Raw genomic sequence first — 13,676 nt, forward strand, 5'->3', positions numbered from 1 at the left:
AGGTGCTCCTGGTGGCTGCCTTGGTCGCGGTCGTGCTGATGGCGTTCCGGGTGTCGTGGAACGCGTTGCGGGACGTGGCTGCGGCGACGGGGGCGGATCCGGTGGCGGCGGTGTTGTACCCGATCGTGGTCGACGGCCTCATGGCCCTCGCCCTGGTCGCGGCCCTGACGCTGACCGGTGACGATCGCCGGTTCGCCCTCCGCGTGCTGGGGACGTACACGGTCGCTTCGCTGGTGCTGAACTACGTGCACGGTCTGGTGCCGGAGCTGCACGGGGCGGCGGTCGACTGGGGTCGACTGTCCTCGTGGGATCCGGCGAACTGGGCTCTCGTGCTGCTGGCCACGTCGTTGCCGGTCGGCTCGATCTACTTCGGCTCCGACCTCGTGGCCATGGTCCTGCACCACCGACCCATCCCGGACACGAATCAGGATGAATCCTCTGAGACCATCTTGAATCGGTCTACCTCTGAGCTGGAGGAACCCGCCCCCGCACCTGCCTCGGTCGCCCCGCCTGCTGTGGTCGAACCGATCGTGGAAGAGGCACCCGCGGAGCTGCCGTCGGCCCCGGTGGAGCCGGTGGTCGCGTCGGTGCCTGCTCGGGTGGTGGCTGTGGTGGCGGCGGAGCAGTCGGCGCCGCGTCGGGCGACCGGTCGGGTGCCCGAAGCGGCTCGATCGCCCCGACCGGTCCGCACCCCGGAACAGCTTCTGGATGAGGCTCGGTCGGCCACGGCCGGTTGGTCGGTCGAGGAGTTGACGGCGGAGGGGATCCGGCGGGCGGTTCGCACGTCGCCCGCGAAGGCCCGACTGCTGCGGGAGACGCTGCGGGCGGAGCGGGCGGCGGTGAGTGCGTCGTGAGCACCCTGCCCGTCTACCGGTGGCGTCTGGCGCCGGATGGTCTGGCCACGCGTCGTCAGCTTCGTGCCGTCGGGTTACGGCCGGGCGGGCAGGACGTGGTGGCCCAGCTCGAACGCCCCCGCCGCGGGCGGGGTCCCCTGGTCGCCTACCTCTACCGGATCGACCTCGCGGTCCCGGTCCGGCCGATGACCTCCCGTCGGTGGGGAGCCCTCGCGCTGGCGATGCTGGCCCGCCGCACCTGCCCCACCTGCCGCCGCGACGCCGGATACGTCATCCCCACCTCGCTCGGGACGTGCGTGCCCTGCGCCGACCCTGCCGGCATCTGAACCGCCCCAACCCTGGCCGCCCTGTTCGCGGCCACCTGACAACCCACTGATCGGAGTCCTTCCATGAACAGCATCACCAGCAGCGCGGCGGCCGTGTGGCCGCGCGATGTGAAGTACCGGTTCCTGAACGTCGGCGGCGCCACGGTGGATGTGGTGGAGCCTCCGGCGGATGAGCGGCGGGCGGAGGCGGTCTGCCAGGGCTGCCACAGCTCCCACACCGGCGAGTACGGCGTGACGGGGGTCCTGCTGGACTGGGCCCAGCGGCACGCGGAGCGGTGCCGGGCCCTGCCCCGCCCCACGGCGGTGGTGGAGGCATGAGCCACCTGCCCGAACCCGTCCGGCCCCCGACCGCCGCCGGGGTAGTGCAACTGCCCGACGGTACTCACGTCTACGGCGATCACTTGCCCGCCGGGTTCGGTGGTCCGCAGGTGGTGCATCAGCACATCCACCAGGCACCGCCGGACCGGACCGTTCAGCGGATCGCACTCGGCTCCGGTGTCGGGGCGGGGGCGGTGGCGGCCGGGGTCTACTTCGGCCCCCTCCTGGTCGCCGCGCTCACCGCGATCGCCGCGAACCTGGCGATGCTCGCGTTCCTCGCGGTCGGCCTGGGCTGGGGTGTCCACACGGTCGTCAAGGCCGTCGGCGGACCCGACGGCGCCACCGCCGCGAAGAACATCGCCAAAGCCCGGAAGCGCAGGTGAGCGGCATGTTCTCCGCTGGTGACACGGTGCTGATCGTGGCCTGTGCGGATGACCCGCGGGCCGTCGGGCGGACCGGCCGCATCGTGGACGCGGCCCCTCCGGGCCCGCTCACCGACCGCCGGTGGACCGTCGATCAGGTCGGCTGGCTCATAGGGCCGGTTCTCTGCCACGGCCACGAACTCCGCAAGACCGCCGCCGCCTGACGGCTCCCCGATCCACCCCGGGCCCGCCCCGCCGCCATGGCGGTGCGGGGGTCGGGGTGGTGAGGGGAGCCGGACAGCCCGGCCCCGGAAGGAGCCCCCTCATGGACAGGCACGACAGCAAGAGCAAGGACCGGGACCCGCAGTTCACCGCGAAGGAAGTCGCCCGGCTCACGTGGCTGACGGCGCGAATGGCGAAGCGTCACCTGGCAGGTCCGGACATCTACCAGAGCGACCTGGAGCGCCGCTTCGACCGGATCGTCGACGGCGCCCGCGAGCGCGAGAAGCGCGCCTCCCAGGACGCCGACAAGCGCCGCAGGTAACTCCCCGCCGCCTCCCGCCCGTACTTCTGCGAAGGAACCCGATGACCGAGATCGAGACGATCCGCTACACCGCCGACGTCGTGTGCCTGCGGGGCGGCGACGTCCTGTCGATCGAGCGTGGCTGGGCCCCGCACCAGGGCATGTTCGCCCTGCCGGGCGGTCACGTCGACCCCGGGGAGACGTCCCGCACCGCGGCCGTACGCGAACTGCTGGAAGAGACCGGCGTCCGCGTGAGCGAGGACGAGTTGACCCTGATCGGCGTGTTCGACCGCCCCGACCGCGACCCCCGCGGCCGGTACGTGAGCGCCGCCTACCTGGTCACCGTCCCCGACCACACCACCGCCCGCGCCGGGGACGACGCGGTGGCCGTGCGCTGGCTGCCGCTGAACGCCCCCGGACCGCTCGCGTTCGACCACGACGCGATCGTCCACGCCGCCCGCCAGCACCACGCCTGCCCGGTCACGGCGGCGACCGACAACGGCCGTTGCCCGGCCGCGCACCCCAGCGACCCCAGCCCCTGCACCGGCCCGGCCGCCGTGACCGTCGTGGACCAGCACGGAACCCGAGCCGACGGCTGCGAACACCACGCCGCACGGATGCTCGCCAGCCTGACCGACGCCCACATCCACGCCCTGCCCGGCGCCTCCGACGGCGCCACCACCCGCACGACCACCGCTGCCGCCGCCCTGCCGCCCTACGCCTGGCGCCGCCCCATCAACCGCACCTAGCTGTGCCCCGGGGCGGCCGCCCCGTCTCGCCAAAGAAGCGCGGCCGCCCCGGGTCCCAACGCCCTGCACACCCTCATCGAGCACGCAGGAGACCCCAGCATGACGGAAAACGTCGTCCCCCTCTTCAAGACCCCCGTCCCTGACCCTGGCACCATCCCGGCCCCGGACCCCGCCGGGCCGCCGCTCACCCTCGCCCCGCCCACCCCCGGCCCGACCCTGACCGCCCGGTCGATCCGGGTGCTGAAGTCCACGTGCCGGGCCATGGCCGCCGCCGTGACGGCAGACCGGACGAAGTCCGTGGCGCGGATGCTCGCCTGCAACGGCCTCTACGTGTTCGGCGGCGCCCGGATCGCGTTTCGTCGGGCGTGGGACGGGCGTTCGGGGTCGCGGTATCAGCGGATGATCCGGGCGGCGGAAGCGTCCGGGAACTGGGAGGAGGCCAAGGAGTGGGAGGACCGCCTTCACCGCTTCCGCGCCGACCGGCACCGCCGCCGCATGGACCTCATCAAGGCCCCCCAGGACGTGGCCCGCAACGCCCTCTACGCCCTCGGCGTCTCGATCGGCGGGCTGCTGGGGCTGGGCATCATCCTGGCCATAGCCAACGAGGACCCCGCCGACATCCTCGGCCCCCTCACCGCGGCCGTGGAACTGATCCGATGGGTCACCGTGGCCGCGACGGTGGTGTGGGGGCCGTTGGTCACGGTCGGGCCGTGGGCGGTGCTGGCCGCGCTGTGGGGCCTGGGCCGCCAACGCCAGGCCGCACCCGCGTGGGCGCTGCCCGCCCAGCACCGCGACGACGCCGGGGCCCCCATCACCCCGTCGATCGTGGTCACCGCGCTGCGGGACCTCGGCATCGCGCCGCTGCGCAACGCCATCAAGGAGATGGGCGATGCGGGGGCCGGGATGCTGGGCCCGATCCGCATCGCCGGATGCGGCGTCGAAGTCGACGTGACCTTGCCGTCGGGGGTGTCGACGGCGGAGGTGACGGGGCGGCGCCGCAAGCTCGCGGAGAACCTGGGCCGCCACGAACACGAGCTGTTCCCCACCCTCGCCCCCGCCGCCCGCACCGTCCGGCTGTGGATCGCCGACTCCGGCGCGTTGGACGAGCCGATCGGCCCGTCCCCCCTGGTCACGGACGAGACGGCCACGGCCAACTACAAGACCGGCCGCGCCCCCTGGGGCCAGGACCTGCGCGGCGACGCAGCCGTCATGAGCCTGTACCAGCGGATGCTCCTGATCACCGGCCTGTCCAACCAGGGCAAGACCGCCGCCCTGCGCGCCCTCGCCCTCTACCTGGCCCTGGACCCGACGGTGGAGTTCCGGATCGCGGACCTGAAGGGTGTCGGGGACTGGGGCATGTTCGACGGCCTGGCCACCACCCTGATCCAGGGCCCGACCGATGAGCACGTCATCGAAGCCACGCTGATGGTCGAAGGGCTCGTGGCGGAGATGGAACGCCGGATCCAGGCACCCGCGGGGACCGTGTTCACGCCGCTGGTCGGGATCGTGGACGAAGCCCAGGTCGCGTTCATGTGCCCGGCCGTCGGAGAGGACAAGCGGCCATTTGGCGGGTCGAAGGCCACCAGCCGCTACTTCATGGCCGTCCGCAAGATTCACAACCAGGGCCGCGCGGTCGACGTGCTGTTGTGGGAGGGCACCCAGGACCCGACCGATCAGAACCTGCCGAAGCTGGTCCGGGAGGGTGCCCACACCCGGGTGTCCCTGGTGCTGGGCACGGAGTCACAGGCCCGCATGGCGTTGGGGGACAAGGCGGTCGACGGCGGCGCCGCCCCGCACCTGCTGCGGCAGGGCCTGGACAAGGGCACCGTCGTGGTCGCCTCCGACGGCATCAAGATTCCCGCCGGGCAGGCGTCCATCACCGTCCGCACCCACTACATCGACACCGACCAGGCCGCCGCGGTCGCGGACCGGGCGAAGACCCGCCGGGCCGGGGTCACCACCCGCACCCACACCGACACCGGCCCGACCACGGATCCCCTGGCCGACATCCTCGCCGTCCTCGGAGACAGCCCCCGCGTCCTCACCCACGACGTGCTCAAGCGCCTCGCCGCACTCAACGAGCAGGCATATGGGGACTGGTCCTTCGCGGACCTGAAGGAAGTCCTGGAAGGGACCGGCGCCGAACCGTACAAGTCCGACGGCCGCATGACCATCCACCGCGAACGCCTCGCCCGAGTCCTCGCCAACCGACCCGACACCGATTCCGCTTCCGCCGCCGACTAGCGGGACCGACACCCCGCAGGGGCAGGGAGACAGGGAGAACTCCCTCAACCCCTCCCTGCCCGGCCTCCCTGCACCTGACCTGCGCGGATCGACCGACAGGGAGACAGGGAGGCATCCCAGGTCAGACCCCCGAAACCCCCACCCCACCCCCTCCCGCAGGGGGTGCCCGGACCTCCCTCACCACCGAGGGGGACCGGTTCCGCTTCACCCCGCTCGGAAAGCCGAAAGCGGCCCCCTTCACGCCAATGACCGGGGCCGCTCTCATCCAGCACGCTCACAACGACTGGAGACCCCAGAATGCACCACCACGCCCCGAACCCGCGACACCCCCGACCCGACGGCCCCCTACGAACCGCCCTCTGGCTCGCCGAAGTCGGCCTGCCCGTCCTCCCCTTGCGGGAGGGCAAGCGGCCCGTGGGCAACTGCCCCGACTGCACCCGCTCCGCGTGCGGGGACCGGCCCACCATGAAGTCGGCCGGGCCCTGCGTGTGTGCGCGGCCGTGCCACGGCTGGGCCGCCGCCACCACCGACCCGACCGTCCTCACCTCCCCCGCCTGGGCCCGCCCGTGGGCCCAGGCCGCGGCCGTGGCCTACCACCCGGGCGGCGCCGGACTGACCGTGGTGGACCTGGACGACGCGGTCGCGATCGCCTGGGCCAGGCAGAGCCTGCCGGTCACGAAGATGGTGGTGACGACCCGGGGTGAGCACTGGATCTACCGGGGCGCGATGCAGTCCGCCAACGCGGTCCGGCCGGGCGTCGACATCAAATCCGTCATGCAGTACGTCCGCTGGATCGACCCCGGCACCGGCACCATGCAGCCCCTCCCCGACGTGGTGCGGGCGCTCGTGGTGAAGGAGCCCGTCCCGGTCCCCGTCCGGAACCCGGCGGTCGTCCCCCGGGTGCCGGCGTCCGGCGCGGCCGGGCCGTGCCCGCACCGGACCCCCGCGTTCCTGGAGAGGGGTATCGCCATGGCGGTGCAGAGCATCACCGGTGCCCCGTCCGGGGTGCACGCGACGGTGTTCCGCATGTTCCTCGCCGTGCTCTCCGCCCACGGCCGGTGCGGCTGCCTCACCGACGGCCACGTGGCCCGGCTGTTCGCCGCCGCGCAGGCCCGGGGCGAGTCCCCGCGGCACTGCACGGACGCGTGGGCCAACGCCGTCACCGCCCTGGGGCTGTGACCGGTGGCCGATGAGGAGAAGAACCCGGCCCGGGAGATCATCACGGAGTACGCGCAGGCGCACTTCCGGTACTTCCGCACCCCCGACGGCGCCGTCTACGCCCAGAAAATCGGGCACCCCGTGGCACGGCCGATGCGGTCCCAGGGGACCACGGGCAGCCACCGACAGGAACTCATGGTCGGCCTCTTCAAGGCAGGCCGCGGCGTGTTCAACGGGTCCGCGTTGAAGGAGGCGCTGGACCTGATCGAAGCGCTCGCCCTGGACGAGCCGGTGCAGCCGGTGCACATCCGGGTGGCGCCCGGGGCCGACGGGGCGACGTGGCTGGACCTGGGCCGCGCCGACGGGCAATCCGTCCGCATCCACCCCAACGGCTGGACCCTCGCCATCCCGGACCCGCAGGAGGTCTCCTGGAAGCGCACCCAGCTCACGGGAGAGTTGCCGATCCCGGCCCGCGACACCAACGGCAAGGGCATCGACCAACTCTTGGGCCTGTGCAACTTCGCGACCGCCGAGACGGAGTGCCTGGCCCTGGCCTGGCTCCTGGGCTGCCTGGAGCCGTCCGTGCCCGTCCCCGCTCCGTTCCTGACCGGGCCGCAGGGGGCGGGGAAGTCGACCGGGGGCCGGATGCTGGTCCGGATCATCGAAGGCATGACCGGGGACCTGCGACGGGCGCCGAAGGACGAAGAGAACCTGATCGCCGCCGTCGCGGCCGGGTGGGTCACCGCCCTGGACAACCTCTCCCACATGACCCCCGACCTCTCCGACGCCATGTGCTGCATCGTCACCGGGGCGGAGAACGTGAAGCGGGCCCTCTTCACGGACGGGGATGTCTTCCGCGTCGGCTACCGCCGCCCCCTCCTCCTCACCGGAATCGACGTGGGCGTCATCCGCCCCGACCTCGCAGAACGCCTCCTCCCCCTCCGCCTGGAACGGCCGAAGGTCCGCCGGACCGAAGCCGAACTGTGGACGGAGTACGCGGAAGTGCTGCCGGTCGTTCTCGGCTCTCTGCTCGACCTGGCGGTGAAGGTCCGGGCATCCGAAGCACCGATCCCCACGGACCTGCGCATGGCCGACTTCGCCCACCTGTGCGCCCAGCTCGACGCGGCCACCGGGTTCGGATCGTTGGCCGCCTACCGGGCCAGCCTGGACGACCTGAACGACGACGTGATCGAAGGGGACCTGCTCGCGCAGACGGTCCTCAAGCACGCCGCCGCCCTGGCCCCCGGGGAGGAGGTCCGCATGTCCTCGGCGGAGTGGCTGCACGCCCTCACCCAGCTCTACAACGGCGAGGACTTCCGCCCCCTCCCCAAGGGGTGGCCGACGACCGGGAAGGTGCTCTCCGACCGCCTCAAGCGGCTCCAGCCCACCCTGGCCGCCCGCGGCGTTCTCGTGGACTGGGGCCGGACCGCGACCGCCCGCTACGTCGAAATGGCACGTCCTGCCGCCCCGCCCCCGCAGCCGCGCACCCCGCTGTTCTGAGACCGCGCCGCCGTGGCGGTCCCGGCACGAGCAAGAGGAGCACGCCTGCCCGTGGGCCGGGGGTGCTCCTCTTGCCGTTCGGCGGCCACGCCGCCGCCCAAAGGACGTGCCGCGAAGCGGCCCCCCTTTCACGTCCGAACGGCAACCCCACCCCACTACAAGCGCCCGGGCTTTTTCCTAAGTAGGGAGACTCTGCGTCACCTGCGTCACCGGCTGCCCCGAAACCGGCCCCGGCCTGCATGAACACGGGTGACGCAGACGGCCATTCCCTGCGTCACCCCCACGTCACCCGCGTCACCGTGCTGCGTCACCACGGTGACGGTGACGCAGCACGGTGACGCAGCCCAAAACACGGACGACACCGAAAACCCCAGGTCAGACCCCGTGATGACGCGGATGACCCGGGTGACGCAGAAATCCCTACCTCGGACACATTCCCGCCCGCAGGAGGAGCACATGCCCGCCCCGAGCGACCCTCGCGCCATCCTGCGCGGTGGTCTCCCCGACCGGTACCTCACCCCCGAGGACGTGTCCGAACTCCTCGGCGTCCCCGTCGAAACCCTCTACCAGTGGCGCAAGAAGCGCACCGGCCCGCCCGGCTTCCGCGTAGGCAGGCACACCCGCTACGACCCCGCCGACCTCCACCACTGGATCACCGAACAGAAGCGCAACGACATCAGCAACGCCGCCTGACCGGCACCACCACACCACCGAGGGCGGGCCCACCCGGGCCCGCCCTCCGCATATCCCCGAGAGGAACCCGTGGCGAGCCACGTCCAAGACCGCTGGTACAAGACCGAACCCGGGCCCGACGGCAAGCCCCGCCGCGTCAAGAGCGACCGGTACGGCACCGGACTGCGCTACAGGGCCCGCTACATCGGCCCCGATGGCACCGAAAAGAGCAAGAGCTTCCCGGACAAACAGAAGCGGCTCGCTGACCAATGGTTGGCAGGCATCGAGGCGGACATGTCCCGGGGGCAGTACATCGACCCGGCCGCCGGTCGGATCACGTTTCGTGAGTACGGTGAGAAGTGGCTCGCCTCTCAGACCACCGACGCGACCACGCGGTCTTCGGTCGAAGTGCAGATCCGCAAGCACGCCTTTCCGTACCTCGGAACGCGGCCGATGGACTCCTTCCGGCCGGAGCACATCCGGAACTGGCTCAGCGAGCTTGAGCGGGTCCTGCCAGTGTCCTCGTACCGACGCGTGATCTTCGCGAGTGTGTCCGCCGTGCTCGCGGCCGCAGTCGATGACGAGCTGTTGGCGAGGAACCCGTGCAAGGCCCGAACGGTGAGGGCCCCCGCCTCGGTGGCCCCCAGGGTGCGGCCCTGGACCCGCGAGCGGCTGTTCGCGGTCCGCGCGGCGCTGCCCGACCGGTACCAGGCGGTGGCCGATGCGGGCGGGGGCCTGGGGCTGCGCCAGGGTGAGATCTTCGGCCTGCCCGATGACCCTGATGACTTCCGCGGGCAGTGGCTGCGGGTGGTCAATCAGGTCAAGGTGGCGAACGGTCGGCTCGTCTTCGGGCCCCCCAAGCGAGGGAAGGAGCGCGACGTGCCGCTCCCCCGGCACGTCGCGCAGGTGCTGCGGGAGCACCGAGCGGCATTCCCGCCCGTGGCCGTGACGCTTCCCTGGCTCAGGCCGGATGGCCCCCTGGTCACCAAGCGGCTGCTGTTCTCCCTACCGGGCGGCGGAGCGGTGCGGCGGACCGACTTCAACACGCGCGTGTGGAAGGTCGCCCTCGTGCAGGCGGGTGTCATCCCTGAGCCGCGGGCCGGGGAACGCCATCAGGCGGCGCGGGAGCACGGCATGCACGCGCTCCGGCACTTCTACGCGTCCGTGCTCCTGGACGCCGGAGAGAACATCAAGGCCCTGAGTACCTACCTCGGGCACGGCGATCCGGGCTTCACGCTCCGGGTCTACACGCACCTGATGCCCAGCAGTCACGAGCGGGCCCTCAAGGCGATGGCCGACCTGTACGGGGCCGCCGGGCCGATGGCTGACGGCCCACAGACGGCCCAGGAGGGGTGAGACGGCTGTGGGCCGGTGGTCGATGACCACCGGCCCACAGAGCCGTGCGCGCCCGGAACCGGCGTTGACCTGCGGTTACAGCACCGGGAGGTTCTTGCGGAGTTCGAAGGCGGTGACCTCGCTGCGGTATTCCTCCCACTCCTGCTTCTTGTTGCGGAGGAAGAAGTCGAAGACGTGTTCGCCGAGGGTTTCCGCGACCAGTTCGCTGCGTTCCATGAGGGCGATGGCCTCGCCGAGGTTCTGCGGGAGGGGTTCGATGCCCATGGCGCGGCGTTCGGAGTCGGAGAGGGCCCAGACGTCGTCGTCGGCGCCGGCGGGGAGTTCGTAGCCCTCCTCGATGCCCTTCAGGCCGGCGGCCAGGAGGACGGCGTAGGTGAGGTACGGGTTGGCGCCGGAGTCGATGGAGCGGACCTCGATGCGGGAGGAGCCCATCTTGCCGGGCTTGTACATCGGGACCCGGATCAGCGCGGAGCGGTTGTTGTGGCCCCAGCAGATGTAGGAGGGGGCCTCGCCGCCGGAGCCGGCGGTGCGGGCCGAGCCGCCCCAGATGCGCTTGTAGGAGTTGACCCACTGGTTGGTGACGGCCGAGGTCTCCGCCGCGTGCCGCAGCAGGCCCGCGATGAAGGAGCGGCCGACCTTGGAGAGCTGGTACTCGGCGCCGGACTCGTAGAAGGCGTTGCGGTCGCCCTCGAAGAGGGAGAGGTGGGTGTGCATGCCGGAGCCGGGGTACTCGGAGAACGGCTTCGGCATGAACGTGGCCTGCACGCCCTGCTCCAGCGCCACCTGCTTCATGACCAAGCGGAAGGTCATGATGTTGTCGGCGGTCGACAGGGCGTCGGCGTAGCGGAGGTCGATCTCCTGCTGGCCGGGGGCGCCCTCGTGGTGGCTGAACTCGACCGAGATGCCCATGGATTCGAGCATGGTGATGGCCTGGCGGCGGAAGTCCATGCCCACGTTCTGCGGGGTGTGGTCGAAGTAGCCGGAGTTGTCGGCGGGCACCGGTCGGGAGCCGTCGAGGGGCTTGTCCTTCAGCAGGAAGAACTCGATCTCCGGGTGGGTGTAGAAGGTGAAGCCCAGGTCGGAGGTCTTGGCGAGGATCCGCTTGAGGACGTACCGCGGGTCCGCGAAGGACGGGGAGCCGTCGGGCATCAGGATGTCGCAGAACATGCGGGCGGTGCCCGGGGCCTCGGCGCGCCACGGCAGTATCTGGAACGTCCCCGGGTCCGGCTTGGCGATCATGTCGGACTCGTACACCCGCGCGAAGCCCTCGATCGCGGAACCGTCGAAGCCGATCCCCTCGTCGAAGGCCTGCTCCAGCTCCGCGGGAGCGACGGCGACCGACTTCAGGAAGCCGAGCACATCGGTGAACCACAGGCGCACGAAGCGGATGTCGCGCTCCTCGAGCGTCCGGAGGACGAATTCCTGCTGCTTGTCCATGCCTTCATCCTCGCAGTTCAGACGGGCTGTGCACCACCAGCGGGGCATCAGGGAGCGCACCCAGTATCGCGATCGGCGGTTTCGGCCACATTACGGGCCCCCCACGGGTCGTGACACCCCCGCACTGACCCTCCGGCCGGTCCGCCCACTACCATCTGCGCCCATGGGGGGCAGGCATCACTTCGGACACGGGCGCGTCGCGCGGCCCGTCGCCCTGGTGTGCGCGCTGGGCACCCTGGTGGCCGCCCTGATGCTGTGCGTCCGACCGGCCGGCGGGCACCCCGCCGGGACGGTGCCGGCCGCGTCCGCCGTACGGGCGTCCGCCGCGCGGACCGCCACCGGACCGGACGCCGCGGCCCCGCCCGCGCACCGGGCCCCCGTCGCGCACCGCGCCCCGGCCGCCGGCCACGCCGCGTACAGCTGTCCCGACGGGATGCCCGGCTGCTCGCGGCTGGGGCACCGCACGCCGGGGATCCTGACGGTGCCGCCGCCCGGCAGTCCGGGCCCGGAGCTGCCCGTCCTGGTGCCCCGGTCCCGACCGGAGGGGCGCGCGCTCCCCGTGCAGCCCCCGGCCCGCGCTCCCGACCTGCACGTCCTTCAGGTGCTGCGCACGTAGCGGGGGCTTCCGCCCCGCCTCGAGGCACCGCACGATGACCTCGAACGATGACCTCGCACCACCGCAGGACCCACCCCCCCATCCGAGAAGGACAAGGACGACAGCTGCCATGGGCACCAAGACCAACAAGGGCTCCGACAACTCCCGCCAGGCCCGGATAGCCGAGATGCGCCGGGCCGAGCAGGCTCGCGACCGGCGCAACAAGTTCCTCGCGATCGGCGTCTCGGCCGTCATCGTCGCCGGGCTCGTCGGCTTCGGCGGGTACGTGCTGAAGAAGGAGTCCGACGAGAAGGAGCAGGAGACCGCGGCCGCCAAGAAGCCCGTCACCGGCGAGCAGACCTGGGACGCGAAGAAGCTGGGCCGCAACCACGTCACCAAGGCGGTGGCGTACGAGATGAAGCCCCCGGTCGGCGGCGACCACAACCCGGTGTGGATGAACTGCGACGGCGACGTCTACAAGAAGCCGATCGCCAACGAGAACGCCGTGCACTCCCTGGAGCACGGCGCGGTCTGGGTGACGTACACCGACAAGGCCGACAAGGCGCAGGTCGAGAAGCTGGCCGAGAAGGTCGGCAAGACCCCGTACACGCTGATGAGCCCGGTGAACGACCAGGCCGGGGCGATCATGCTGAGCGCCTGGGGCAAGCAGGTCACCGTGGACGGTGCCTCCGACCCGCGGGTGAACCAGTTCTTCACCAAGTACGTGCAGGGCCCGCAGACCCCCGAGCCGGGCGCCGCGTGCACGGGCGGGCTGGCCGAGCAGTGACCCGCACGCACTGGGCCGCCGTGACGGCCGTGGTCCTCGCCCTGCTCTTCGCGGGCGGGGCGGCCGCGGTCACCGCGAACGGGCCCGAGACCCCGGCGCTGCCGGGGGCGGGCTCCGCTGACGCCGGTTTCGCCCGGGACATGGCGGTGCACCACCAGCAGGCGGTGGAGATGTCCTTCATCGTCCGGGACCGCACCCGGGACCAGGCGGTGCGCCGACTCGCCTACGACATCGCCAACACGCAGGCCAACCAGCGCGGCATGCTGCTGGGCTGGCTGGACCTGTGGAAGCTGCCGAAGGTGGACGCCGGCCGGGAGCCGATGGCCTGGATGGCCGACGGCGAGGGCGACGGTGCGGGGCACGGCGGCGGGCACTCCGGACACGGGGCGGGCGGGCCGAAGGCCAAGCCGGGCGCCCTGATGCCCGGGATGGCCACCAAGGCCGACCTGGCCGAGTTGGGACGGCTCTCCGGCCGGGCCGCCGAGGTCCGCTACCTGCAGCTGATGACCGACCACCACAAGGGCGGGGTCCAGATGGCCTGGGGCTGCGCGACCCTGTGCACCACCCCGGTGGAGCGGGAGCTCGCCCGCGGCATGGTGGCGGGACAGCAGTCCGAGCTGGACCTGATGGCCGGGATGCTCAAGGAGCGCGGGGCGTCCCCCACGCCGTAGGCCGCGGGCGCGGCCGGAGCGGTGGGGGGAGGGAGGGCGGCGGCCCGGATCCGCTGGAGGAGTTCTCCGAACGAGGGGTCGTCGCGCAGGTCGCCGCGGAGGGGGAGCGTGTTGACCAGCATCC

General features: G+C 71.9%; 15 protein-coding genes and 1 pseudogene. 15 read left to right on the forward strand and 1 reads right to left on the reverse strand.

Translation table 11 applies throughout. From position 1 onward, the window contains the following. Nucleotides 1–11: 11 nt before the first annotated feature. From ABTZ17_RS16780 to ABTZ17_RS16835, 12 genes and pseudogenes are all read left to right on the forward strand, one after another. Nucleotides 12–854 carry a DUF2637 domain-containing protein gene (locus tag ABTZ17_RS16780; RefSeq protein ID WP_502994705.1) on the forward strand — a complete coding sequence of 281 codons (843 nt, stop codon included), beginning with the start codon at nt 12–14 and terminating at the stop codon, nt 852–854. After that, a complete protein-coding gene (locus ABTZ17_RS16785; RefSeq protein WP_352196371.1) occupies nt 851–1,180 on the forward strand; it encodes an RRQRL motif-containing zinc-binding protein in 330 nt (109 codons plus the stop codon). The genes ABTZ17_RS16780 and ABTZ17_RS16785 overlap by 4 nt, the downstream gene beginning before the upstream one ends. Before the next feature lie 63 nt (nt 1,181–1,243). Continuing rightward, nucleotides 1,244–1,498, forward strand: a complete 255-nt coding sequence (locus ABTZ17_RS16790) for a hypothetical protein (protein ID WP_352196372.1) — start codon at nt 1,244–1,246, stop codon at nt 1,496–1,498. Beyond that, nucleotides 1,495–1,881, forward strand: a complete 387-nt coding sequence (locus ABTZ17_RS16795) for a DUF6251 family protein (RefSeq protein WP_352196373.1) — start codon at nt 1,495–1,497, stop codon at nt 1,879–1,881. The genes ABTZ17_RS16790 and ABTZ17_RS16795 overlap by 4 nt, the downstream gene beginning before the upstream one ends. Nucleotides 1,882–1,886: 5 nt before the next feature. Then, nucleotides 1,887–2,084, forward strand: a complete 198-nt coding sequence (locus tag ABTZ17_RS16800; RefSeq protein WP_352196374.1) for a hypothetical protein — start codon at nt 1,887–1,889, stop codon at nt 2,082–2,084. A gap of 101 nt (nt 2,085–2,185) precedes the next feature. Further along, a complete protein-coding gene (locus ABTZ17_RS16805) occupies nt 2,186–2,404 on the forward strand; it encodes a DUF6257 family protein (RefSeq protein ID WP_352196375.1) in 219 nt (72 codons plus the stop codon). Nucleotides 2,405–2,445: 41 nt separating this feature from the next. Continuing rightward, nucleotides 2,446–2,841: pseudogene (locus tag ABTZ17_RS16810) on the forward strand (NUDIX domain-containing protein); the annotation flags it as partial. A 390-nt stretch (nt 2,842–3,231) separates the two neighbouring features. Further along, the gene (locus tag ABTZ17_RS16815; RefSeq protein WP_352196376.1) at nt 3,232–5,376 is read left to right on the forward strand and encodes an ATP-binding protein; all 2,145 of its coding nucleotides are present in this window, start codon (nt 3,232–3,234) and stop codon (nt 5,374–5,376) included. A gap of 297 nt (nt 5,377–5,673) precedes the next feature. Continuing rightward, on the forward strand, nt 5,674–6,555 hold the full coding sequence (locus tag ABTZ17_RS16820; protein WP_352196377.1) for a bifunctional DNA primase/polymerase: 882 nt from the start codon (nt 5,674–5,676) through the stop codon (nt 6,553–6,555). Between the two features lie 3 nt (nt 6,556–6,558). Beyond that, a complete protein-coding gene (locus tag ABTZ17_RS16825) occupies nt 6,559–8,034 on the forward strand; it encodes an AICE element replication initiation protein (RefSeq protein WP_352196378.1) in 1,476 nt (491 codons plus the stop codon). Nucleotides 8,035–8,490: 456 nt separating this feature from the next. Continuing rightward, the gene (locus tag ABTZ17_RS16830; protein WP_352196379.1) at nt 8,491–8,727 is read left to right on the forward strand and encodes a helix-turn-helix domain-containing protein; all 237 of its coding nucleotides are present in this window, start codon (nt 8,491–8,493) and stop codon (nt 8,725–8,727) included. 69 nt (nt 8,728–8,796) lie between these two features. After that, the gene (locus ABTZ17_RS16835) at nt 8,797–10,062 is read left to right on the forward strand and encodes a tyrosine-type recombinase/integrase (protein ID WP_352196380.1); all 1,266 of its coding nucleotides are present in this window, start codon (nt 8,797–8,799) and stop codon (nt 10,060–10,062) included. 75 nt (nt 10,063–10,137) lie between these two features. Here ABTZ17_RS16835 and glnA2 read toward each other — a convergent pair whose 3' ends face one another. Beyond that, nucleotides 10,138–11,499 carry a gamma-glutamylpolyamine synthetase GlnA2 gene (glnA2, locus tag ABTZ17_RS16840; protein ID WP_352196381.1) on the reverse strand — a complete coding sequence of 454 codons (1,362 nt, stop codon included), beginning with the start codon at nt 11,497–11,499 and terminating at the stop codon, nt 10,138–10,140. A gap of 163 nt (nt 11,500–11,662) precedes the next feature. On the opposite strand from glnA2, the gene ABTZ17_RS16845 reads away from it, so the two are divergent. The 3 genes from ABTZ17_RS16845 (at nt 11,663) to ABTZ17_RS16855 (ending at nt 13,552) form a co-directional block, all read left to right on the forward strand. After that, nucleotides 11,663–12,115 carry a hypothetical protein gene (locus ABTZ17_RS16845; protein WP_352196382.1) on the forward strand — a complete coding sequence of 151 codons (453 nt, stop codon included), beginning with the start codon at nt 11,663–11,665 and terminating at the stop codon, nt 12,113–12,115. A 109-nt stretch (nt 12,116–12,224) separates the two neighbouring features. Beyond that, nucleotides 12,225–12,881 carry a thioredoxin-like domain-containing protein gene (locus ABTZ17_RS16850; protein ID WP_352196383.1) on the forward strand — a complete coding sequence of 219 codons (657 nt, stop codon included), beginning with the start codon at nt 12,225–12,227 and terminating at the stop codon, nt 12,879–12,881. Further along, on the forward strand, nt 12,878–13,552 hold the full coding sequence (locus ABTZ17_RS16855; RefSeq protein ID WP_352196384.1) for a DUF305 domain-containing protein: 675 nt from the start codon (nt 12,878–12,880) through the stop codon (nt 13,550–13,552). Before ABTZ17_RS16850 ends, ABTZ17_RS16855 begins: the two co-directional genes overlap by 4 nt. The last annotated feature ends 124 nt before the right edge of the window (nt 13,553–13,676 follow it).

The sequence above is a fragment of the Streptomyces sp. NPDC097619 genome (genome assembly GCF_040302735.1).
GTDB lineage: Bacteria > Actinomycetota > Actinomycetes > Streptomycetales > Streptomycetaceae > Streptomyces.

Excerpts from the sequence above, each read along its gene's own strand:
- ABTZ17_RS16790 (WP_352196372.1), top strand. The coding sequence starts at position 1,244 with ATGAACAGCATCACCAGCAGCGCGGCGGCCGTGTGGCCGCGCGATGTG.
- ABTZ17_RS16795 (WP_352196373.1), top strand. The coding sequence starts at position 1,495 with ATGAGCCACCTGCCCGAACCCGTCCGGCCCCCGACCGCCGCCGGGGTA.
- ABTZ17_RS16800 (WP_352196374.1), top strand. The coding sequence starts at position 1,887 with ATGTTCTCCGCTGGTGACACGGTGCTGATCGTGGCCTGTGCGGATGAC.
- ABTZ17_RS16805 (WP_352196375.1), top strand. The coding sequence starts at position 2,186 with ATGGACAGGCACGACAGCAAGAGCAAGGACCGGGACCCGCAGTTCACC.
- ABTZ17_RS16815 (WP_352196376.1), top strand. The coding sequence starts at position 3,232 with ATGACGGAAAACGTCGTCCCCCTCTTCAAGACCCCCGTCCCTGACCCT.
- ABTZ17_RS16820 (WP_352196377.1), top strand. The coding sequence starts at position 5,674 with ATGCACCACCACGCCCCGAACCCGCGACACCCCCGACCCGACGGCCCC.
- ABTZ17_RS16830 (WP_352196379.1), top strand. The coding sequence starts at position 8,491 with ATGCCCGCCCCGAGCGACCCTCGCGCCATCCTGCGCGGTGGTCTCCCC.
- glnA2 (WP_352196381.1), bottom strand. The coding sequence starts at position 11,499 with ATGGACAAGCAGCAGGAATTCGTCCTCCGGACGCTCGAGGAGCGCGAC.
- ABTZ17_RS16845 (WP_352196382.1), top strand. The coding sequence starts at position 11,663 with ATGGGGGGCAGGCATCACTTCGGACACGGGCGCGTCGCGCGGCCCGTC.
- ABTZ17_RS16850 (WP_352196383.1), top strand. The coding sequence starts at position 12,225 with ATGGGCACCAAGACCAACAAGGGCTCCGACAACTCCCGCCAGGCCCGG.